Source organism: Legionella quinlivanii (assembly GCF_003265995.1).
Lineage (GTDB): Bacteria > Pseudomonadota > Gammaproteobacteria > Legionellales > Legionellaceae > Legionella_C > Legionella_C quinlivanii_A.
On sequence record NZ_MVJN01000006.1, the window covers coordinates 164,462 to 186,319 of the forward strand.

The following is a 21,858-nucleotide window of genomic DNA, read 5'->3' on the forward strand; positions in this document are numbered from 1 at the left end:
CCGCCGATTGAGAAGATGTAGGTATCTAGGCTATATTGAACAAATAACAGGATATTTTGCCAAGGACTTGCAATGCAAACACAAAATGAAGCACCTCACGTTCGATTAGCTACAATGTCTCGCTGGTATGTCGTCTCAAGAGCTATTCATGCCATTGCTTCTCTTGGAATCGCAAATTGCATGACAGAAACACCCGTCAGTGTTAAAGAAATAGCAGCAAAAAGCGGCACAGATCCCGAACTTCTAGGGAGACTTATGCAGTTTTTAAGCTCCTATGGCCTATTTGAATACCAGACACCTGACGCCTATGCATTGACAGAGCTGTCAAAACCGCTTCGCGATGATGATCCTCATTCTGTGCGGGATGTCTTACGAATGGTTGATGATAACTGGTGGGATGCTTTTTCAATGCTTGATCAAAGTATAAAAAATGGTAAGTCAGCATTTGAACATAAACATGGCGAAGAATTTTTTACCTTTCTTAGCAATCATGCCGAAAAGCAGGCAAATTTCGATAGAGGCATGGCTAAACTCTCGACCTATGATGATGAGCCTATTGCGAAATGCTACAACTTTGGCCGGTTTCAGTCGCTGGCTGATATGGGAGGCGGCCGCGGTGGAATGGCAAAGGCAATTCATAAGCATTATCCGGAACTATCTATCACCGTATTTGATACTCCGTCTGTTATTGATCAGCTGTCAAACTCTGACTTTCCCTCCGAGATACAATTGCAGGCCGGAGATTTTTTTGCTGAAATCCCCATGGTCGATGCCTATTTATATAAAGGGGTTCTTCATGATTTTAATGACGAAATGATGAAGACCATTCTCACTAATTGCTATCAGCGCATGCCGCAGTCTTCCACTTTACTGATTGCGGAACAGGTCATGCCCGTTAATGATCTGCCGCATCCTAACAAAACGATGGATATCGTGATGATGGTATTATTGGATGGCAGGCAACGCTCACTGGCTGAGTGGCAACAATGCATTGAACCCGCAGGTTTTGAATTTATGAATAGTTACCCGACTTCAAGTGTTTTTACTTTAATGGAGTTTAGGCGAAAATCCTAAACTTCAGGAAAGCCATTGCCTTTTACTCAGAAACGATAGGCATGGCTTTCCTTTTGACTGAATTGATTTAGCTCATAAGTTCTAAGCTCGATAGTGCATTCCCCTGCCTCTACCTCAATCAGATAAAAACTGTTTCGATCATCGCGAGTTCGCTGGCATGACAGAGACCCCGCATGCAGCAAAGCGAACGACTCCTGGCCGTTTTTTTCGAGAAAGCTGACATTTGCATAATGCAGATGTCCGGTGCAAATCAGATGAACAGCAGACTTTTTAAGCGATACAATAAATTCGCGTGTGTTGCTTAATGGCCTGTGCAAGCCCTCAAAATGCTGAAAGTTGTGATGGAAAAAGAGAATATTTAACTTATTTTCAGCCTCACTAAAATAAGTTTCAATTTTCTTTAAACTATCCGAAGAAAGCTTACCGTCTTTTATACTGTAAGGATTAACGCTATTGAGTCCTAAAATGCGTACGCTTTCATTTTCATAGCTCACTTCCATTGCATTTGAAATAAAGTGCCGATATTTATCAAACGGGGTAAGAAAGCGCTGAATTAAATCAAATGCAGGAACATCATGATTTCCAGGAACAATCAGAACCTTGCCGGGCAGACGGGAAAGGAAGGCTTTCAGATCACGGAATTGTTCAGAGCGGGCGCGATGAGTCAGATCCCCCGAAATAATAATAACTTCCGGCTGAATTGCAGCCGCTTCTATCAAAAAACGATGTATTATTTCCTGTCGATGTAATCCAAAATGTAAATCGGATATGTGAATAATTTTCATGAGCTAACCAGCAAGTTTAGTGAATCGGGTAATAATTGATATTTTAATGGCAAACTCATTTTATGAGCATCACCATCCAGAGATACACTGATCTCTTTATATTTTTCAATATTAATTTCTAAAGGATAACTGCTGCAGGTCGCTTCAAAATGATTATTGTTTCCCAACAAGACATCGAAAATTTTAGTAATCTCTATTCTTCCATGCTTTAAATAATAAAGTCCCAGCTTATGTTCATTGAAGCTTTCACGAGCGAATTTAGCAGGAAATTCCCAGCTATAGCAATTATTACTAATCATAATAAATGATGACCGAAGGCGAAGATCCATTTCTTCACCGCTAAGCCTGATGCTGTATGTTTTATGTGTACGCAGCGCGTGTATAAAACTGGGTATATAGCCCAGCCATTTATTAATCCGTTTGGCATAGGAGTCTCTTTTTTTTGCAAAGCGCGGATAAAATCCGATGGAAGAATTATTTATAAATACATGGTCATTGACCTTGGCAATATCAATTTTTTTAACAACAGGAGAGTGAAGAACATCAATGAGCTCATCAATCGTTGTTGCCAACTTTAATTCTCTGGCAAAATGATTCAAAGTACCTAAGGCCAATACGCCCATTGTGGTTGTCGAATTAACTAGCAACTGAGCGGCACTGCGAAGCGTTCCATCGCCTCCGCCAATTAGAATTAAGTCGAATTTCTTCTGGCAAAGTCTAATGGTGTCCTCAAGAGATTCCGGCGCTACGGAAAAAAACTGGTACTGGAATCCTGCTTCCGACAATCGCGATAAATAGCTATCGATTTTCTCTGCATTTCGTGCCTGTTGGTTAACAATGATAGCAAAATTTCTGGTATCCAGATTACTCATTGTTATACAGGGCGAAATGAACGGTTAGAATGTGCATGCTTTCTCATCCATGAAATTTAAGAATTATTATTAATTGTAATCTAATCGTTATCAGTAATCGAGGGACATGATGAGACTGCCATTACGTTGTCGTAACTCTCCAGGTATGTCATCCTGAGCGTAGCGAAGGATCTGAAACTGCTTACAACTGAGCCAGACTCAGGAGATCCTTCACTGCGTTCAGGATGATGTTTAGACGACTTGATTTAATTAAAATCAAACTTATCCGCAACCTGGGGAGTTACATTAAATCAAAGGCCTGCTCTTTACCACATTGTCTAGCTCAATCAGGCACTCAAGTAAAGGTTTCATTTGATCCAGTGGCCAGCTATTGGGGCCATCGCTTAACGCCTGATCGGGATGAGGATGAGTTTCCATAAAAATCCCCGCGATCCCGGCAGCTACTGCAGCCCGTGCCAGGACTGGAACGAACTCTCTTTGTCCTCCTGAGCTGCCATTATTACCGCCTGGAAGCTGGACTGAATGCGTTGCATCAAAAACGACAGGACAATTGGTTTCACGCATTATTTGCAGCGAACGCATATCAGATACCAGATTATTATAACCAAAAGTAGCACCTCGCTCACAAACCATAATTTGCTCATTACCACAAGCCTGAGCCTTGGTCACCACATGCTTCATTTCCCAAGGGGCGAGAAATTGTCCTTTTTTGATATTAACCGGCTTATTCATTGCGGCTACTTTTTGAATGAAGTTGGTCTGACGGCAAAGAAATGCAGGCGTTTGCAGCACATCAACAACACTGGCCACCTCAAGTAAGGGGGTATCTTCATGGACATCTGTGAGTATGGGAACTCCGACCTCTTTTTTTACCTTCTCAAGAATCATAAGGCCCTTTTCAAATCCTGGCCCTCTGTAGCTGCTCAAAGAAGATCGATTGGCTTTATCAAAAGAAGATTTATAAATAAATGGCAAGCGGAGCTGGTTGCAAATCTCTTTTAAATAACCCGCAGTTTCCAGAGCAAGCGATTCACTTTCAATAACGCAAGGGCCTGCAATTAGAAATAAGGGGGCATTTAATCCTGCCTCAAAACCACAAAGTTTCATAACTTATCCTTTTTTTGAGAATAGCTTCTGGCTGCCAGAACAAAATCTTTGAATAGCGGATGTCCATCACGAGGAGTTGAAGTGAATTCCGGATGAAACTGGCAGGCTACAAACCAGGGATGGTCAGGTAATTCAATCATTTCAACCAGCATTCCATCAGCTGAGCGGCCTGATATAAGCAGGCCCGCATCAGTCAGGCGATCAATAAAATGGTTATTGACCTCATAACGATGTCTGTGGCGCTCCACGATTTCATTTTTCCCATATATTTTGCTGGCAAGCGAATCGGGTTGTAATATACAGGATTGGGCTCCAAGGCGCATTGTGCCCCCCAGATCGGTATGTTCGTTGCGAAGATTAAGGCTGCCGTCTTCATCCATCCATTCACTAATCAGTCCGATAACCGGATAAGGAGTAGACGGATTAAACTCGGTTGAATTGGCATTATCTAAATGAGCCACATGACGGGCATACTCAATAACCGCAGTTTGCATGCCCAGGCAAATTCCTAAATAAGGAATATTATTTTCGCGAACATGGCGAATAGTTTCAATTTTTCCTTCAATGCCTCGTAATCCAAAGCCGCCAGGAACAAGAACAGCGTCTATATCACCTAATGCTTGAACACCTTGATTTTCAATTGATTCTGCATCGATATAAACAATTTCAACCTTGGTATGGCTATGAATTCCGGCATGACAAAGTGCCTCATTGATAGACTTATAGGCATCATTCAGTTCAGTATATTTTCCGACCATCGCAATTTTAACTTTACTGGTAGGGGCGGACTGCTTATCGACGACAGCTTGCCACTCATGCAAATCAGCCGCTGGAGGATTTAAGCCCAGCTTTTTAACCACAATTTCATCCAGTCCCTGGGCATGAAGAATCATTGGAATCTGATAAATGCTCTTGGCGTCTTCTAAAGAAATAACGCCTTCAGTTTCAACATTGGTAAATAAGGCGATTTTGGATCGATCAGCCTGCGACAGGGCTTTTTCTGAGCGGCAAATCAAAATATCTGGCTGTATACCAATGGAGCGCAGCTCTTTAACTGAATGCTGAGTCGGTTTGGTTTTAGTCTCACCGGAAGTAGGAATATAAGGCACCAGTGTCAGGTGGATATATAACGAATGTTGGGCACCGACTTCAATACGCATTTGCCGAATTGCTTCAAGAAACGGCAATGATTCGATATCACCCACTGTACCGCCAATCTCAATTAATGCAACATCAAACTGATCGGCACCAGCTTTGATACAATGCTTGATTTCATTGGTGATGTGCGGGATTACCTGAACCGTTCCCCCTAAATAATCGCCTCGTCTCTCTTTTTTTATGACCGTTTCATAAATTTTTCCAGAGGTGAAATTATTGCGCTTGGTCATTGTGGTGCGAACAAAACGCTCATAATGTCCCAAATCCAGATCGGTTTCAGCACCATCTTCAGTGACGAAAACCTCTCCATGCTGAAAAGGGCTCATTGTGCCGGGATCAACGTTAATGTAGGGATCAAGTTTGATAAGCGTGACTTTGAGTCCGCGTGCTTCGAGAATAGCCGCAAGAGAAGCTGCAGCAATGCCTTTACCCAGGGAGGAAACAACCCCACCGGTAATAAAAATATATTTTGTCATAATGACCCCGTTACGATGCTCTTACTCTTGATAGAGCGAATTAAAATATTTTGCATATGAACGGGATTTAATTTTAACAAAAAACGTCCATAAATAACACATTTTATTGAAGCATTCAGGAAAGTTAAGCGTTTAGAACGCTCTGTCAGACAGGGCGTTCAATTTCATTTTACTCAATGGACAACAAATGACCCAGTTTCTGCTTCTTGACCTTCAGATAATTTCTGTTGGCGGCAACAGGGGGAATCAGCAAGGGAACCCGTTCCGAGACAGTAATACCATATTTTTCCAAAGCAGTTACTTTCTCTGGATTATTGGTAAGCAGTCTTAAAGAATCTATACCAAAATGCCTGAGAATCTGATAGGCCATCGCATAGTCACGGCTATCAGCAGCAAACCCCAGATTTAAATTGGCTTCAACCGTATCAAGTCCATTATCCTGTAAGGCATAGGCCCTCAGTTTATTTTTAAGACCAATCCCTCTTCCCTCTTGTCTTAAATAAATCAGCAAACCACCTTCCTGCGACAGCTGAGCCAGTGACTGATTCAATTGTCCTCCGCAGTCACAACGGCATGAACCAAACACATCCCCTGTAAGGCATTCTGAATGGATACGCACTAAAGGCAGTTTGTTTCCTGTTACCGGCTTTTTTAACAGGGTAAAATGTTCAAGACCATCGATCTGATTATCAAATACGGTCATTTCAAAATCCCCGTAATCCTGCGTTGGGATTATTGAGGATGCCGCAGGAACTGCCAGTGTTTCATGCTGTATTCGATAATCAATTAAATCACGTATCGTCACCAGCGGTATATCATGGCTTAGCGAAAACTCTTCCAATGCAGCAAGACGGCTCATTGAACCATCATCATTGATTATTTCGCAAATCACCGCAGCAGGAACAAGACCTGCCAATTTAGCTAAATCAACACTACCTTCCGTCTGGCCCGGCCTTTCCAAAACCCCGCCTTCTCTGGCGCGCAAAGGGAAAATGTGGCCAGGTGAAATAATATCCTCAGGTCTGGCATCTGGCTTCACCGCTTCTCGAATAGTATGGGCACGGTCTTTCGCAGAAATACCCGTAGATACACCCTGCGCTGCCTCGATAGAAACAGTGAATGCGGTTCCATAGGGCGAGCGGTTTTTACTTGCCATCATTGGCAAACCCAATCGTTCTATCAGGGAAGCAGCCATTGGCAAACAAATGAGTCCACGGCCCAGTTTGGCCATGAAATTGATTGCATCCGGAGTTACATGTTCCGCGGCTAAAACCAAATCGCCTTCATTTTCCCGATCTTCATCATCCATAAGAATAATCATTCGCCCGGCTTTTAATGTTTCTATTGCCTTTTCAATAGTGGCAAATGTCGTCATTCGTTTACCTCTCTTTTCAATTGCAGCAATGATGAAAGCTGATGAGCCATAACACGTGTTAAATAATCAAACTCAATATTTAAACGTTGCCCTGCTGACATATAAGGGAATGTAGTATGGGCAACCGTATGAGGAACCAGCATTAAACTAATGCGCTCGTTTTCTACCTTGTTTATTGTCAGGCTTACTCCGTTTAAGGCGATACTGCCTTTGGGCAACAGGAAGGCTCTGGCAGGAATATTAAATTCCTCAACTGTAAGTTCCAGGCACTCACCAATCGGTTTAATTGAAGTAAGTGTGGCCATCGCGTCAATATGACCGCTGACATAATGACCGCCAAATCTTGTGCTTGGCAACATTGCCCGCTCGATATTGACTTTATCTCCTTCTGAAAGCGCGCCTAAAGTACTTGAAGCCAGCGTCTCCGCAGATATATCAAACGAATACTGTTGTCCATGATCAGGCAGTAAGGTCAGGCATACGCCATTGACGGCAATACTTTCTCCCGTTTGGAAATTACCCTCGTCCAACTCGGGTAAAGTTAGCACCAGGCGTTTTGCCTGATTATAATCTGTATTGGATCTTACTTCACCCAAGCATTGAATTAATCCGGTAAACATTATTCCTCCTGCCAGTCTATGCACGCTATCACATTGTCTCCCGCGATTTGCCAGTCAATTGAATATTTACGCGATTGAAAGAAATTATCGCCATGATATGCAGAAGTTGCCTGCTGGCCGAGAAAACCGGGTACAATATAAAGATAGCTGCGCTGTGGTAATTTTTGCTCGTGAAATGTTGAAAATAATTTACCGCCAGCCTCAAGCCAAACATCATGAAACCCCCAAAGCCCTAATTGTTCGAGTACATAATCAAGATCAATGTGCCCATTAATCATGGGAGCAGGATAATAGCTGCAATTCGGGTTCAAATGGAGCGGGGAATGGATCTCATCATGAAAAATATAGCAATGCTCGGCTGAGGAAAAAATCTTCGCATCATCAGGAATGCTTAATCTCGTATCAAGAATGGCAATTTTCTTTTTTTTCTCAAAATCAGGCATGCGAGCGTTAAATAAAGGATCATCCTTTATGATAGTCATTGCGGAAGTTAATATCACGTCAGTATGCAAGCGATTAAAATGAGTAAAACGAGAACACTCCTCATTGGATAACTGGACCCTGGCGCCCTCCTCGCCGGCTATTTTACCATCTAGTGTATGAGCGATTTTAGCAGTAACCCAGGGCCGCCCTGTTCGAGTCCAAAAGGTATAACTCTGGTAAAATTGCTCGATTTCAGGCATTGGCCAGTAGATGACTTCGATTCCCTTTTCCTGCAATATTTGTGTGCTGTTATTGGCGGCAACCAGCGGATTTGGATCCTTATAACCATAGATCACTTTGCTGATACCGGCAGAAATAATGATATCGACACAGGGAGGTGTACGCCCCCAATGATTGCAAGGTTCCAGGCTGACATAGAGACTCGCACCACGAGCTTGTTCAGCCACTTGCTCCAGTACCGAGCGCTCAGCGTGAAAGCAACCCACGCCTCGATGATGAGCGGAAGCCAAAATTTTACCATCCAGCACAACAATCGCACCAACACTGGGATTGGGTGCGCAATTTCCGCGCCCGATCCACGCTTGTTCGAGAGCGGCGAGCATAAATTGATTGTGCATGGTTAAATCAACGAGTTAAAATTAAACATGATATCAAGATCTTCTATTTTTTAGTAGTCTGTGAATAACAGTATACTGTAAATTCAACGCAGGGTACCTATAAACTGTAATCAGGTATAAACTGAAACGATGACCTCTAACAGCGAGAAATCCTTTATGAATGGAAAATCAGGCAAAAGCTTAAGCCTAGTTTCCCGGTGTCTGGTGCTATTAACAGTCGCGCTATTGTCGCCTTCTATTCATTGCTCATCTCCACTTACTCCTTATTCAACCCAGGAACTGGAAGAACTTGAGAAAGAATTCGTACAGCAGATAAATCAGTCTGAGAGTATTGAACGAAATCCATTAGCCAGTCAGTATATTAATCATATCGGCAAACGACTCGCAAAATTTGCGAAAATTCCAACCCCCTACTTCTTTATTGTTAAATCGAACGAGATTAACGCCTTTGCAGGGCCTGGAGGCTATATTGGGGTCAACACACAGCTGATTCTTTCCACCAGGAGCGAAAGCGAGCTTGCCGCGGTGATGGCACACGAAATAGCTCACGTCCGTCTGCACCATTTATATCGCCTTATTGAACATGAAAAACAAATGCGTATTCCCATGCTGGCGAGTTTACTGGCTGCAGCAGCTCTGGGCGTAGTGAATCCGACACTGGGCAGCGGCGCCATGATGGCTTCACTGACAGGCTTTGCGCAGGATAATATAAATTTCACGCGTGCAAACGAAAAAGAAGCAGACCGTATTGGCATTGATATGCTGATACGTGCCGGATTCAACCCTCAAAGCATGGCTGATTTTTTCAAAAAAATGCAGGAAAGTTCGCGCTATTATTATACTGCCAATGTACCTGCAATTCTACGCACCCACCCACTGGATGAAGACAGGATTGCTGAAGCGGAAAACCGGATTCCCCAATCCGCCAGAAAACAATACCCGGATAATCTCGATTATCGTTTATTTAAGGAACTTATCCGCACCTCAGTTGCAAAAGATAACCGCCAATTAATGGATTACTATCAAAAAGAATGTAACCGACATAATTCGGTAACAGCCTGTCAGTACGGCTATGTACTCGCCCTGCTTAACCTGAATCAATACCAGCAGGCAGAGTCTCGTCTGCAAAGTTTGCTGGCTAATGACGAAGATAATCTTTTTTATCAGATTGCGATGGCTCGTGCTGAAACAGGCAACAAGCAATACGCGGCCGCTTTAAAGCGCCTAGAAGAACTGCAGGGAAATTACCCTGATAATTATGCTGCCCTGATGGCGCATGCCCAGGGGTTGATTGCCGCTGGCGATGCCAACCGCGCCACTGGAATTTTACTTAAAGGTTCAAGAGTTTTTAAAAGAGATTTACCGCTTTGTGAGGAGCTGGCACAGGCTCAGTCTGCCTCCGGAAAAAAAGCTTACGCCTATTTTACTGAGTCTCAGTGTCAGCTATTACAGGGACGTCAGCGCGATGCCTTACGGAAATTGCAATTAGTTAAAACAATGGCAGCCAATGACAAGTATTTACTGGCAAGAACCAATGCAATGATTGATGAGATCAAATTTATGCTCTCCGATTAATGGCGAAGTACAATTGCATCAGCGAGTAGCCTGGTTGGCGCCTTGCGACAACCAGGTTTTGTAACTTGGGCAGCATGAAAACCTGGTTGTCGCGCAAGGCGCCAACCAGGCTACTCACTTCGTTCGCAAAGACTACAGCATAGTTTGTCTGATATCTGGTCACCATTAATCCAGCCCCAGCTTTTTCAGGCGGTACCGTAATGTTCTGAAACTAATCCCCAGCAGTTTCGCAGCAGCGGTGCGGTTCCATTTGGTTTTTTCCAATGCCTTCAATATCATTTCTTTTTGTTGTTCGTGTAATGTATTGTCCAAATCCTGATAGCTGGCCGGCGTTTCCTTTTTAACAGGAGGAAGTTCAGCCTGCGGCAGATTTAAATCGCTTACATGAATGGTATCGCCTTCGCACAGAGCCATTGCTCTCTCAAGAATGTTCTCAAGCTCTCTGACATTTCCCGGGAATTGATAGGTTTGTAATGCCGCAATTGCCGGTTTACTTATCTCAATAGGTCGTTGCTTATGGCCAAGGGCAATTTTCTTTAAAATATGACTGGCTAACAAAGGAATATCATCAAGTCGCTCTCTTAACGGCGGCACTCTTAATTCGATAACATTCACCCGGTAATAAAGATCCTGGCGAAAGCGCCCTGCCTGAATTTCTTCATGAAGACTTTTATGGCTTGCGCTTAAAATACGGACATCAACTGGCACTTCATTGTAATCACCAATAGGTTTAATGGCTTTTTCCTGGATAGCGCGTAATAACTTCACCTGCATTGGCAAAGGTAGCTCGGCGATTTCATCCAAAAAGAGAGTTCCGCCATTCGCAGCAACAAACAAGCCGGTTTTATCAGCAATCGCACCCGTAAAGCTTCCTTTTCTGTGCCCAAAAAATTCTGACTCCATCAATTCAGCAGGGATAGCACCACAATTCACTGCTATAAACGGTTTTTCAGCTCTCGGTCCCTGATGATGAATTAACTGAGCGACTAATTCCTTCCCGACTCCCGACTCGCCCAAAATAAATACGGGAGCCTGACTGCGAGCCAATTTGTTGATATTTTGCCGTAATTCTTCAATGGCGTCACTTTCACCGATAATCTGATCCCGAGGGAAAATGGCGTTCTCTTTCTGAATACTAAGGGCAGTTTTCACCAGATCCTTCAACATCTGCAGATTGATTGGCTTGGAAATATAGTCAAATGCACCGGCTTTCAATGTGTTGACAGCACCCTCCACATTTCCATAAGCCGTAATGACGGCAATAGGAGTATGCGGTTTGTGTTGCTGAACAAAATGAACAATATCAATACCCTCTCCGTCTGGAAGACGCATATCGGAAAGAATCAGAGAGTAATCATGCTGTTTAATACGTGTGATTGCTTCCTCATAACTTCCGGCTGTATCGCAGGATAATTGCATTCGACTCAGAGTGAGGCTCAACAGTTCGCGAATATCGGGTTCATCATCAATTATCAGAATGGTTGTTTTATTCATCATGAAAACCTGCTGTTTGATTCATTGTTATTATAAATATTGCCCCTTTCTCAGCCTGTGAAAGTGTTAATCGGGCATTGTTCATTTCGCAAAGATCCCTGGCCAGATAAAGCCCCATCCCCAGGCCGGTTCTCGTGGTACTAAAGAAGGGCTCAAACACCTCATGCTTTAATGACAATGGAATGCCTACTCCGGTATCGGAAATAATCATCTCTGTGTGGCCTGCATTGATAATGACCTGTATTACTATATTCACCTGGCCTGATTTTTCTTTCCCGTGTTTAATGGAGTTATCACAAAGAATAATAAGTATTTGTTCCAATTGGCTTTTATCAAAAAAAATTAAAGCACCCGGCGTTAAAACTAATGTGATTGCACAAGGATGAGACGCCATAAAATCGTTGCGAAACTCTTCTAAAAATTTCTTTAAATCAAATGACTGCGGTTTTGACGGTTCCCCTCTCGACATTTGCAGCACATTTTTTATTGCCTGATTCATACGATTGCAATTGTTAATAATTAATTGTTTTAACCGACTGTCATCTTCATTAAGACTTTCCCCCTCACCCATTAACTGAACCGCATGAGAAATTGCCCCAAGCGGGTTTCGCAACTCGTGGGCAATACTGGCAGAAAGCCTTCCAAGGGAAGCGAGCTTTAATTGCTGTGCCTGTTGAGTAATCAGGGAGAGATCTTCCAAAAAAATTAAAATGGCCGTTTTAGGATTACAATTTACCGCTAGAAAATTGGCTTTTAATGGCGGCTCTTCCAGCATAGTTTCCCAGGATTTTTTTCCAGCCCCCATCTGCTCTGAAAAAAACATCGTCTTGTCAGACAACTCGGTAGAAATTTCTGGCAAAAGCAACAAATGGTCCTGTTTATTTTTATTAAAGAACATTCTTGCTGCCGTATTGATTAATTCTATCTCGGAGTTTTCATTAATGTAAATAATTCCTGAATGCAGGCGTTCGACAATATATTCATTAATTTGCTGAATACTTTCAAGTTTTCTGCCGCGACTCTGGGCAATGGTTTCAGTTAGCTGCACGCGATGGGCGAGATACCAGGCCGTTAGAGCGGTGGCAAATAACCCAGCTCCATGTACACCGCTATTGAATATATCGGTGGTACTGCTATCGATAAAAATATACTCAAGAATGTGAATACCAAGTAATGTTGTGCTTGCAATTGCCGCGAAAAATATCGCCAGACGTCCTGGAACCATCATGCTTAACATAGCGACATTGACATTGAGCAGGATTCCCAGGCTACTGCCAATCTTGCTAAATGCGTTGATGAGCAGGGATAGCATCACAATATCAATGATGCCGCCGATCAGAACCTGGGTTTTGAACGCAACTCTTTTCTGATGGTGTAGATGAAAAAAACAAATGGCAAAGATAAGATATAGCGCCAGTGTGCTCAAATACAACAACAAGCTGTATTCAAGCCTGGACTTTAGATAAACAGCCAATAATATGAACAGCAGGATGCACACAATCCGAAGACAATTATAAACTCCAAGTACCTGCCACTGGCGAAAATCCGCTTTGTTTTGCACTCCATTGCCCTCTTATTATGCAGGCTAACTACCCATGATCTCCCCTCCCACCGCCTCTGGGTCCCGGCAGGTTTGAAGGCTCTTCCGGTTGTGCGCTGGAGGGATTTCTACCCCCTCTGGTGAAAAATCCCCCCAAACGCGCCATTACACCTGTTCGCGCGGGAGCGGCAGCTGCTACAGGTTGCGGTGCTTGCCTTTGGGGATTTAAAGCCTGAGATCGTTGAATCCCCAATTCAGCCGCTTTAGCAAATAACTCTTCAACGCCATGATTATCCCGGGCACTGGTTTCGATAAAAGTACAGCCTTTCTCGACAGCAAATTCTGTAATAGGAGTCGAGTTTGCGTTTGGCATGTCACCCATGGTACCGGCAAAAATAACAGGAATGGCAGGATCAAACCACCTCCTTAGGGATGCATATTCATCCTTTGCTTCTTGCAAACTGTTAGGGTCGGTCAGATTTACCGTTATGATAAAGACTTTGGCATGCCTACCCCATCCAGTATTCGCGTAAAGGCGGCTTCGCATATCCCCCATGTCCCTGAATGTGCTCAAAGCTCTTACCCCTGCATCATTTTGATAAGCCTGGGTATATATGAAAGTCTGATCTTGTACGTGTGCGTCTGAATAACTATTGTTAAAATAACGTTGCAGCAAACTTGTTTTCCCACTATTTCGTGAACCGATTATTATAACAGGTATACGCTCATCGTTTTCTGTAATCTGGGAACGATCGATACGGCCAACGGTTACTATATTTTGATTATTTTTCAGAATTTGAGCGTATATTGTTTTTAAGTCGTTATCAAAATGGGCTTCAATATTATTTGGAAGATGGGATGTGTTTCCTTTGGCTAAATCAATCAGCGCTTTTATCGCACCACGCCTTGCCCCCCAAGAGGAGCTCTCGCTACTTAATAATTCGAGTCTGGCAATGACTTTCTGATTCTCTATAAGGGAACGCATTTGATCAGCCATTTGCTGAGGAAGCTGTGCTAATTTGTCTTCAAAAGTATCTATAACGTGCTCGGGTGATCTTTCAAGCATTTTTTTAAGACAGGCATTACCCAGATTACCAAGAAAAGCGCCTAGCCTAGTTTCATCAATTAAAGGCCACAATGCTTCCAGAGCACTAAAGTCTCCATCCTCACAATTCTCAAGTACTGGGCCAATTTTAATTGTATCCCGTTCTCTTCGATCAATATTAATATTACGTATTAATGGGATTAATGGGGCATAGGACTTAATCGTTTCTTTAAAATACGGCTTAGCGAGAAAACTGTTAACGATCGCGACTTTGGCCTTAGTGCTTAAATGATAAGTCTCTTCATCCTCCCCACTCAGTAAATTAATTAAAGCGGCGGTGTTGGGAACCAGTTGTGAAAGTTTGGTATCGCCTAATTGCTGCAAATAGACGATTTTATCCGCATCCGCCAATTGCCAAAGTGCAATTCTTAATGCTTTGGCATCCTGAATACTGTCCAATGGCGGGCAAACACTGTCCACAGTTTGATGGAACTCAGGAAATGTATTGGCAGGCAGCAAACGATTTTCATTGGCGGCTCTATCTGCGATTCGCAAAGTAATGCCAAGACTTGGATATTTTTCTATCAGGCCACTTATGATTTCGGCTCGGGATTTTGGATTACCATCCAGTTGTGCAAATAGTCGGGCATTCCCTGCAATTCCTGTAGTACTATCCGGTTGATAGAATATTTTTTCCTCCAGGAGCTTTGTAAAACCATCTTCTTTTTCTTTAAGTTTGGCTTCCAGTCTGATTTTTCGATCATCTGTCGCGCCCTGTTGAATTCTCCTTACAAACTCTGGAGTCCATGCCCTTAACTCCGCTTCCTTCTCCCTGTTAATGGTGCTTAACTCAGTAGCATTGACCTCGACACAAAACTCAGTACTCTGAACCTCTCCATCAGCTCTCACCCCGGGATTTTTCATACGATTCCAGATAGTTCCGACAGTATCCCGATACTGAGGTACCGTCATAGCAAACAATCGGGTTTGCTCGCCCTTTGTCAATTTATCCAGAAACTCTGCGAACTCAATAATCCCTTCATTCGCATCAGCCCCTGCAATGTATTCCTGTCCGCCACGGCCCCCATGAGCTCCACCGTAACGCAACTTTTCGATGAAGCGGTTAATGTAGCCATACATTGACTGATCCGATTTAATATAATCTCGTAGCTCCTGAGCCGCCTCATGAAACGCTGTAGCGGCGGGAGAATGCTTAATAACTCTTTCGCGCTCACTTTCAGTCAGCGGTTTTGATTGTCCCTCTTCCAAAGTAGTATGCTTAAGCACACCGTCCTCTTTTGCAAAAGAGAGACAATCGGCCACCATAATGATACGCGGATTGTTTACATCATCGCCAAGTACAAATTGCCAGGGCTTCAAGTCATATAAATCCTGGCCAGACATTTGCTCTGAAAGGTCAAGATTAGACATCAATAGTTTAACCGCGGGTTGCTTAACAATGGGGGATAGCCTTTCTGCAAGCAGCCAGCATATCTGTTTCATCGGCGAGTGAGGGTTTAAGCAATAAGCCAGATCAGTTTGCTGAACACGTTTCCAGCGATTTTCCAGGAAATTGATAAAGGGTTGGCATTCTTCTGTCGTTAACTCTTTATCCGATTCGACCGCCATTTCTATTAATGCATTCAATTCTTCGTAAGATTGCAGCAGCTCAATTCGCTCGAGCTCATTTTTCCAGCCCAGGCGTTCTCGGCTGATCATTTTTTGTAATGTCTGTAGCTCTTGCCCTATCGTTTTCATACCAGCCATAATGAATCCCATGAAATCATTTTATATAAATTATAAACACAAATAATAACTTTACTACTTTTTGTTTTTAAATTGGGAATTTTTTTCATACTCATAGGTATTTACACATCCTCCTACGCTCCGTACCAGAGTATTCTCGGTACGGACAAAGGATGTTTTGGCTAATAGTCAGCCATATTATTCTGAGGGTTTGGCTTCTCTGATTGCGGCATAGTCTTTGGCTGCAAGCGCCTGTCGTTGATTGAGCTGTTCTTCGACTTTGGCAGCCCACTCCTGATAACTGTCATCCGCGTTATTAACACATTCAATCAGCTCGGATCCCATCCCGGAACCATAGGAAAAAAGGAGTAAGCGGCTGTTAGGGGGGGTATGAGCCAAGGCATAGGCAAACATAATCCACAGGCTGGCAGTATAGGCATTGCCGCAGCGCTGATTCCAGGCCATAAACGGATTTACACGCTGTTCATAGAGATCGTTGGTTTGCGCAGAATCCAGACCTAAACTCTCTCCTACCGCATTAAATGCCTTATAAACCATTTTTGGAAAAGGAACATGGAAACATAATGCACTGTATCGATTTAAAAAATCGACGGGATTCTCGTCTTTAACCATTTTTTTATAGCAGGAAACAGCCGCCTGTTTATAACATTCCAGACTAAACTGCCCATTTACTTCTGGATAATGTTTGTCCAGCGGTTTCCAGAAATCAAAAACCGGCTCACTATAGGCAATGGTGTGACCGGCATTGATGGTTGCAAGTTTGGCAGGCCCGACAATAAAAGCCACAGCTCCGGCACCCTGAGTAGGCTCCCCTGGATCATTCTGGGCATATAGGGCCTCATCCACTGCAATAACCAGAGCGACTTTTTGCTTATCCGGATTAGCCTGATACCATTCGGCTGCCTGCAAGAGAGCCAGTGTACCGCCATAGCAGGCATGTTTAACTTCATAGGAGCGCACATAACCCTGAATTTTGAGTTCAGAGGCAACCCATGCACTTAATGGACGGCTATAATCAACAGGCGTTTCTGTACCTACAGCAATTAAACCGATGTCTTCAACACTTCCTCCCCAACGTCTAATTGCATCTTGCGCTGCCTGTATAGCCAAATCAATGACTGTGCATTGATTTCCGCAAAGCGCCATTTCATTTAATCCCAAACCTTTAGTATATTTTTCTGCTTCAACACCGCGTAACCTGGCTAATTCATTCAGATGCATATAAAAGGGGGGAAAGCTTATTCCCAGACTGGTTATTCCTACACTTGAACTCATTTGTTATGACCTGCGCATAAACAACGTTGTACAAATATAGCCCATATTCTTACAAAAAACCTTCCCGGAGCTGGTATTTAATTACAATTTATTCAGAAGCCTTATCCTTCATGACGTCTGCAAGCGAACAATTTTTACTTATCGCTTCTGCCACCCAGCTTCCGACCTGGTGATGCGCTTCACGGAAAGGAGTGCCCTGCATCACTAGTGTTTCTAAAACCGCTGTGGCGTTCAGATAACCTGAATGTGCTTTTTCCTGCATTAATTGAATATTGAATTGCAGACTTTCCAAAAAAGGGGTGATGACATTCAGGCATGCTATACCTGTGTTACAGGTATCAAATAGTGCCTCCTTATCCTCCTGCATATCCTTGTTATAACTAAGGGGCAAAGCCTTCATTAGTGTCAGCATTCCCATAAGATGGCCAAAAACACGTCCGGATTTACCGCGAATTAACTCAGGGATATCCGGATTTTTCTTGTTAGGCATCAGTGATGAACCTGTAGCAAAGGCATCGTCAAGGATTACAAAATTAAATTCCTGGGTTGCCCAAAGAATTAAATCTTCACTCATTCGAGATAAATGCATCATTAAAATACTGACCAGACTACATAACTCAATCACAAAATCACGATCGCTTACCGCATCCAGAGTATTGGCAATCACCCCATCAAAACCCAGCTGGTTCGCCGTCCAGGCTCGATCAAGCGGTAAACTGCTTCCGGCAAGCGCCCCCGCTCCCAGCGGGGAATAGTTCATTCTTGAGCGCCAATCGGATAACCGGGTCAGATCGCGTTCAAACATTCCCTTATAGGCTGCAAAATACTGGCCGAGCTTTACCGGCTGCGCTTGCTGCAAATGGGTATAACCTGGCATCCAGTCGCCATCGTGCTTATCTGCCAAGCCCTGCAAACAAGCTATCAGCTTCTCAAGCAGTAATTTGATATGCTGTCCGGCATCCCGTGCGTACAATCTTAAATCCAGGGCTACCTGATCATTACGGCTTCTGCCGGTATGAAGCTTTTTACCTGTTTCCCCAATTTTCTCAATCAGCAAATGCTCTATTAACATATGAATATCTTCATGGTTTTCAGTCAGGGAATGAATTCCCTGCCTGATTTCCTGTCGGATAGTCTGCAGTGCATTGCAAATCGTCTGTGCCTCTTCTTCAGTCAGCAGCCCTTGCCGGGCTAACATGCGCGCATGCACCTGACTGCCGGCGATATCCTGTTCATACAGAATATGGTCAAAATTCAGGGACGCGTTGAATTGGGCAGCCCGCGGATCCAGACTTTTTTTGAAGCGCCCGCCCCAAACCTTACTGGTCATTTTCAGCCTCCTTATGCACCAGGCCGTATACTTTGGCAGATAAAGAAAAGAGATTAATAAAACCTTCGGCATCTTTTTGGTTATAGACACTGTCTGCCTCAAATGTCGCCAAAGCCGGATTATGTAAACTATAGGGAGACTCCATGCCAGAGGGGATAATATTGCCCTTGTAGAGCTTCAGATTCACTGTGCCGGTGATATGCTTTTGTGTGACCTCAATCAATGCGTCTAGCGCTTCGCGGGCTTGTGAGAACCATCGTCCTTCATAGACCAGATTGGCATAGTGTTGTTGCAGGGATTGTTTAAGGTGCAGGCAGCTTCGCTCCATACACAAACTTTCAAGCATTTTATGCGCTTTGTATAACACAGCGGCAGCTGGCGATTCATAAATCCCGCGGATTTTCATTCCAACCAGCCTGTTTTCGACCAGATCAGCAACTCCAATCCCATGTTCGCCCGCTTTTTCGTTTAACTGCTGAAGTAGCTCCACAGGCTTTAACCGTTCACCGTTTAACTTAACCGGAATTCCTTTTTCAAAATTGAGGCTAATCCATTCGGCCTGGTCAGGGGTATGCTCTATCGGAGAGGTCATCAGTAAGACATCGTCTGGCATACTCGCAGCAGGATCTTCAAGCACTCCGCCCTCGTGAGAGATATACCAGGCATTATGATCACGGGAATAAGGCGCTTTTGGGGTGACCGGTACTTCAATCCCATGTTCCTGTGCGTACTCAATAGCCTGCTGTCGGGATTTTATTTCCCAATGCCTCCAGGGGGCGATAATCTCAAGATGGGGGGCTAATGCCTTAAAAGTAAACTCGAAGCGCACCTGATCATTTCCTTTTCCAGTCGCTCCATGAGCCACTGCATCAGCCTGCTCCTGCAGAGCAACCTCCACCAGCTTTTGAGCGATCAGAGGGCGTGAAATGGTACCAAGAATGTATTGGTCTTCATAAAGCGCTCCACATTGAACCAGTTTCCAAAGGTACTGAGTGACAAACTCCTCTTTCACATCCATCAGATAGGCTTTGCTCGCACCACTAGACAAGGCTTTTTCTTTTATTGCGCTTAAATTTTCCTGTTGCCCCAGGTCACAAATCACTGCGATGACCTCTGAATCGCGGTAATTTTCTTTTAACCAGGGAATCATAACCGAGGTGTCGAGCCCGCCTGAATAGGCCAGGATGATTTTTTTAATAAGCTTTCTCATTTATTCTCCCTGGTAAAATTGCTTTAAAAACAATATTGGATTATCGATTGTGGCAGGCTCAATGTCGGCTTTCAACTCCCCTTCTTTCAGAAGAATGATCCGATCCGCTATGCCGGTTAAAAACTCTAAATCATGTGAGGCGATTAGCATGCTTCCCTGCAATTGTTTAACGCTGCGTAGCAACTGCGATACCTCACCGGTTTTTGCGGTGTCCAGACCAGAAGTCGGTTCATCGCATAATAAAAGATCAGGCTTCATCATCAGACTTCGAGCCAAAGCCACTCGTTGCTGTTGCCCGCCTGAAAGCTGACGTGGATACATATCCATTTTATCCAAGAGTCCTAGCACACTTAATAATTGTTCAGCTTTCACATAATGATTTATTTTTGGCTGCTTTAAACAGGGGGCATACACTAGATTATTTAACACAGTCATATGCGGGAATAACTGAAAATCCTGAAACATAAACCCTGTTTTTCCACTCAGAGTAATAACGCCGGAATTGACAGGTTCCAGACCCTGAATACAGCGAAGCAAGGTAGATTTACCACTGCCGGAGGGTCCAGCCAAACCGACTATCGTATTGGGCACAATCTTAAAACTAAGCTGATTCAGCACCGGCATCGATCCGAATTTTTTGGTTAGGTTATGGATATACAGCATATTGACCTCTTTTTTCCAGAAAGCGCCCAACCAGCTCAATCAGCAACACCAGGCAATAATAATAGGCACCGGCAATGCAAAGAGGAAGGAAATAAGTGAACTGTTCGGCAGCCACTGTTTGGGAACTCCTCATAAGATCCATTCCGCCAATCGTGGATATCAATGCAGTTTCTTTTAATAAAGCAATTACTTCGTTGATCATTGCGGGCAGCGAATTGCGTAAGACCTGCGGTAAAACAATATCTTTCCATAAATATAAGCCTTTAATCTCCAGGGTACTGGCAGCCTCAAACTGCCCTTTAGGCAAGCTGTCTATGCCAGCACGTAACAATTCGGCGAAATAGGCAGAACTATTTAATCCAAAAGCAATAATCCCTGCGATTAAAATATCAGGATGCAATCCAGTCAGAGCCGGCGTTGCAAAATAAATCAGGCTTAACTGCAAAATTAATGGAGTTCCCCTCAATATCGAAATCATCCCTTTTACAGGGAAAGAGACAATTGATTGATAACGACAGATGGCCCAGAAAATCCCCAAAGCAAAACCTGTAATCACACCGCCAGCCAATAATTCCAGTGTCAGCGTGAAGCCATGCGCGATGAAAAAAAGCGCCTGATTAATATCTTGCATTATCGCTTCTCCAGCCACTTGGTCTGCAGCCTTGCAATCTCGCCTTTTGCCTCTAATTTACTTAATGCTTTATTGATATCAGCTGTTAATGGAGAGCCCTTAGGCAGAGCCACTCCGTACCCCTGCCTGGACTGTCCCAGGGTGTGATAAGCAAGACCGGGATTTTTATTACTGAACACCAGGGCTTGTGCCGCATCCATGACGACCACATCCATGTAACCGCCCTTTAATGCTTCAATCGCCTGATTATTATTATCAAAGGCAGTGATCTCCTGCGATGGAAATTGCGCGTGAACCCAGAGATCCATCACACTTCCCAGCTGCACCGCGATTTTTTTATTTTGCAGTTGCTCCGCTTTAATTACCGGCGTATCCACTTTATAAACAGCGGCCATTTCCTGAAAATAATAGGGTGTACTGAAATCAAAATTTTTCTGGCGAACTCTAGTGATTGTCAACGTGGATATGGCAGCCTCATCCTTTCCAGAGGTTAAGGCAGGCAAGACTGAGCTAAACTGCATATTGTGAATAACCGCTTTTTTTCCTAATTCAGCGGCAATTAAATGGGCCAGATCTATATCAAAACCCTTAAGTTTAGATTGCTCTGCAAACTCAAAAGGTGGATAGTCAGCAGAGGTTGCAAAATGAATGCTGGAATTATCTTGTGGCTGACAACCTGATAACAGAAGCGCGACAGCAATTAGTTTTACAGGGAGTGTATATTTCATAATGACTACATATTCAAATATTATCCATTTTCGTAATTTATCTTCTTCACTGTTTATTTGTCAAGCAAAAAT

The 21,858-nt window shown here is 43.6% G+C and carries 19 protein-coding genes; 2 read left to right on the top strand and 17 right to left on the bottom strand.

Annotated elements, in window-relative coordinates; translation table 11 throughout:
* Nucleotides 1–72 precede the first annotated feature (72 nt).
* Entirely contained in the window at nt 73–1,074 is a 1,002-nt protein-coding gene (locus tag B1207_RS09140; RefSeq protein ID WP_112219674.1) for a methyltransferase, read from the top strand.
* Between the two features lie 26 nt (nt 1,075–1,100).
* On the opposite strand, the gene B1207_RS09145 is transcribed toward B1207_RS09140, so the two are convergent.
* From B1207_RS09145 to ribD, 7 genes are all read right to left on the bottom strand, one after another.
* On the bottom strand, nt 1,101–1,859 hold the full coding sequence (locus B1207_RS09145; RefSeq protein WP_112219675.1) for a metallophosphoesterase family protein: 759 nt from the start codon (nt 1,857–1,859) through the stop codon (nt 1,101–1,103).
* Nucleotides 1,856–2,731 carry a diacylglycerol/lipid kinase family protein gene (locus B1207_RS09150; RefSeq protein WP_112219676.1) on the bottom strand — a complete coding sequence of 292 codons (876 nt, stop codon included), beginning with the start codon at nt 2,729–2,731 and terminating at the stop codon, nt 1,856–1,858. The genes B1207_RS09145 and B1207_RS09150 overlap by 4 nt, the downstream gene beginning before the upstream one ends.
* A gap of 285 nt (nt 2,732–3,016) precedes the next feature.
* Nucleotides 3,017–3,838, bottom strand: a complete 822-nt coding sequence (gene kdsA / locus B1207_RS09155; RefSeq protein ID WP_112219677.1) for a 3-deoxy-8-phosphooctulonate synthase — start codon at nt 3,836–3,838, stop codon at nt 3,017–3,019.
* Complete coding sequence (locus B1207_RS09160; RefSeq protein WP_112219678.1) at nt 3,835–5,472, bottom strand: CTP synthase; 1,638 nt, start codon at nt 5,470–5,472, stop codon at nt 3,835–3,837. The genes kdsA and B1207_RS09160 overlap by 4 nt, the downstream gene beginning before the upstream one ends.
* Nucleotides 5,473–5,641: 169 nt before the next feature.
* Nucleotides 5,642–6,847 (bottom strand): 3,4-dihydroxy-2-butanone-4-phosphate synthase, encoded by a 1,206-nt coding sequence (gene ribB / locus B1207_RS09165; RefSeq protein WP_112219679.1) that lies wholly within the window; start codon nt 6,845–6,847, stop codon nt 5,642–5,644.
* The gene (locus B1207_RS09170) at nt 6,844–7,467 is read right to left on the bottom strand and encodes a riboflavin synthase (protein WP_112219680.1); all 624 of its coding nucleotides are present in this window, start codon (nt 7,465–7,467) and stop codon (nt 6,844–6,846) included. Before B1207_RS09170 ends, ribB begins: the two co-directional genes overlap by 4 nt.
* Nucleotides 7,467–8,528: a bifunctional diaminohydroxyphosphoribosylaminopyrimidine deaminase/5-amino-6-(5-phosphoribosylamino)uracil reductase RibD gene (gene ribD, locus B1207_RS09175; protein WP_112219681.1), complete on the bottom strand. Its 1,062-nt coding sequence runs from the start codon at nt 8,526–8,528 to the stop codon at nt 7,467–7,469. Before ribD ends, B1207_RS09170 begins: the two co-directional genes overlap by 1 nt.
* Nucleotides 8,529–8,657: 129 nt before the next feature.
* On the opposite strand from ribD, the gene B1207_RS09180 reads away from it, so the two are divergent.
* On the top strand, nt 8,658–10,103 hold the full coding sequence (locus tag B1207_RS09180; protein WP_253255826.1) for a beta-barrel assembly-enhancing protease: 1,446 nt from the start codon (nt 8,658–8,660) through the stop codon (nt 10,101–10,103).
* On the opposite strand, the gene B1207_RS09185 is transcribed toward B1207_RS09180, so the two are convergent.
* From B1207_RS09185 to B1207_RS09230, 10 genes are all read right to left on the bottom strand, one after another.
* Nucleotides 10,087–10,269 (bottom strand): hypothetical protein, encoded by a 183-nt coding sequence (locus B1207_RS09185; protein ID WP_112219682.1) that lies wholly within the window; start codon nt 10,267–10,269, stop codon nt 10,087–10,089. The two genes, B1207_RS09180 and B1207_RS09185, sit on opposite strands and share 17 nt — an antisense overlap.
* Nucleotides 10,269–11,597, bottom strand: a complete 1,329-nt coding sequence (locus tag B1207_RS09190; protein ID WP_112219800.1) for a sigma-54-dependent transcriptional regulator — start codon at nt 11,595–11,597, stop codon at nt 10,269–10,271. The genes B1207_RS09185 and B1207_RS09190 overlap by 1 nt, the downstream gene beginning before the upstream one ends.
* A complete protein-coding gene (locus B1207_RS09195) occupies nt 11,590–13,158 on the bottom strand; it encodes a sensor histidine kinase (protein ID WP_112219683.1) in 1,569 nt (522 codons plus the stop codon). The genes B1207_RS09190 and B1207_RS09195 overlap by 8 nt, the downstream gene beginning before the upstream one ends.
* A 28-nt stretch (nt 13,159–13,186) precedes the next feature.
* Complete coding sequence (locus tag B1207_RS09200) at nt 13,187–15,949, bottom strand: hypothetical protein (protein ID WP_172458240.1); 2,763 nt, start codon at nt 15,947–15,949, stop codon at nt 13,187–13,189.
* 177 nt (nt 15,950–16,126) lie between these two features.
* Nucleotides 16,127–17,224: a hydroxymethylglutaryl-CoA synthase family protein gene (locus tag B1207_RS09205; protein WP_112219685.1), complete on the bottom strand. Its 1,098-nt coding sequence runs from the start codon at nt 17,222–17,224 to the stop codon at nt 16,127–16,129.
* An 88-nt stretch (nt 17,225–17,312) separates the two neighbouring features.
* A complete protein-coding gene (gene argH / locus B1207_RS09210; protein WP_112219686.1) occupies nt 17,313–18,554 on the bottom strand; it encodes an argininosuccinate lyase in 1,242 nt (413 codons plus the stop codon).
* Nucleotides 18,544–19,764: an argininosuccinate synthase gene (locus B1207_RS09215; RefSeq protein WP_112219687.1), complete on the bottom strand. Its 1,221-nt coding sequence runs from the start codon at nt 19,762–19,764 to the stop codon at nt 18,544–18,546. The genes argH and B1207_RS09215 overlap by 11 nt, the downstream gene beginning before the upstream one ends.
* Nucleotides 19,765–20,427 carry an amino acid ABC transporter ATP-binding protein gene (locus B1207_RS09220; RefSeq protein WP_112219688.1) on the bottom strand — a complete coding sequence of 221 codons (663 nt, stop codon included), beginning with the start codon at nt 20,425–20,427 and terminating at the stop codon, nt 19,765–19,767.
* Complete coding sequence (locus B1207_RS09225) at nt 20,411–21,058, bottom strand: amino acid ABC transporter permease (protein WP_112219689.1); 648 nt, start codon at nt 21,056–21,058, stop codon at nt 20,411–20,413. Before B1207_RS09225 ends, B1207_RS09220 begins: the two co-directional genes overlap by 17 nt.
* Nucleotides 21,058–21,786 carry a substrate-binding periplasmic protein gene (locus tag B1207_RS09230; protein ID WP_112219690.1) on the bottom strand — a complete coding sequence of 243 codons (729 nt, stop codon included), beginning with the start codon at nt 21,784–21,786 and terminating at the stop codon, nt 21,058–21,060. Before B1207_RS09230 ends, B1207_RS09225 begins: the two co-directional genes overlap by 1 nt.
* Nucleotides 21,787–21,858: the final 72 nt, after the last annotated feature.

What these genes read in the sequence shown, in the direction of transcription:
- B1207_RS09205 (WP_112219685.1), bottom strand. Translation starts at nt 17,224, where the DNA reads ATGAGTTCAAGTGTAGGAATAACCAGTCTGGGAATAAGCTTTCCCCCC.
- B1207_RS09230 (WP_112219690.1), bottom strand. Translation starts at nt 21,786, where the DNA reads ATGAAATATACACTCCCTGTAAAACTAATTGCTGTCGCGCTTCTGTTA.
- argH (WP_112219686.1), bottom strand. Translation starts at nt 18,554, where the DNA reads ATGACCAGTAAGGTTTGGGGCGGGCGCTTCAAAAAAAGTCTGGATCCG.
- B1207_RS09185 (WP_112219682.1), bottom strand. Translation starts at nt 10,269, where the DNA reads ATGGTGACCAGATATCAGACAAACTATGCTGTAGTCTTTGCGAACGAA.
- B1207_RS09170 (WP_112219680.1), bottom strand. Translation starts at nt 7,467, where the DNA reads ATGTTTACCGGATTAATTCAATGCTTGGGTGAAGTAAGATCCAATACA.
- kdsA (WP_112219677.1), bottom strand. Translation starts at nt 3,838, where the DNA reads ATGAAACTTTGTGGTTTTGAGGCAGGATTAAATGCCCCCTTATTTCTA.
- B1207_RS09150 (WP_112219676.1), bottom strand. Translation starts at nt 2,731, where the DNA reads ATGAGTAATCTGGATACCAGAAATTTTGCTATCATTGTTAACCAACAG.
- B1207_RS09225 (WP_112219689.1), bottom strand. Translation starts at nt 21,058, where the DNA reads ATGCAAGATATTAATCAGGCGCTTTTTTTCATCGCGCATGGCTTCACG.
- ribB (WP_112219679.1), bottom strand. Translation starts at nt 6,847, where the DNA reads ATGACGACATTTGCCACTATTGAAAAGGCAATAGAAACATTAAAAGCC.
- B1207_RS09145 (WP_112219675.1), bottom strand. Translation starts at nt 1,859, where the DNA reads ATGAAAATTATTCACATATCCGATTTACATTTTGGATTACATCGACAG.
- B1207_RS09140 (WP_112219674.1), top strand. Translation starts at nt 73, where the DNA reads ATGCAAACACAAAATGAAGCACCTCACGTTCGATTAGCTACAATGTCT.
- ribD (WP_112219681.1), bottom strand. Translation starts at nt 8,528, where the DNA reads ATGCACAATCAATTTATGCTCGCCGCTCTCGAACAAGCGTGGATCGGG.
- B1207_RS09180 (WP_253255826.1), top strand. Translation starts at nt 8,658, where the DNA reads ATGACCTCTAACAGCGAGAAATCCTTTATGAATGGAAAATCAGGCAAA.
- B1207_RS09160 (WP_112219678.1), bottom strand. Translation starts at nt 5,472, where the DNA reads ATGACAAAATATATTTTTATTACCGGTGGGGTTGTTTCCTCCCTGGGT.
- B1207_RS09200 (WP_172458240.1), bottom strand. Translation starts at nt 15,949, where the DNA reads ATGGCTGGTATGAAAACGATAGGGCAAGAGCTACAGACATTACAAAAA.
- B1207_RS09190 (WP_112219800.1), bottom strand. Translation starts at nt 11,597, where the DNA reads ATGAATAAAACAACCATTCTGATAATTGATGATGAACCCGATATTCGC.
- B1207_RS09215 (WP_112219687.1), bottom strand. Translation starts at nt 19,764, where the DNA reads ATGAGAAAGCTTATTAAAAAAATCATCCTGGCCTATTCAGGCGGGCTC.
- B1207_RS09220 (WP_112219688.1), bottom strand. Translation starts at nt 20,427, where the DNA reads ATGCTGTATATCCATAACCTAACCAAAAAATTCGGATCGATGCCGGTG.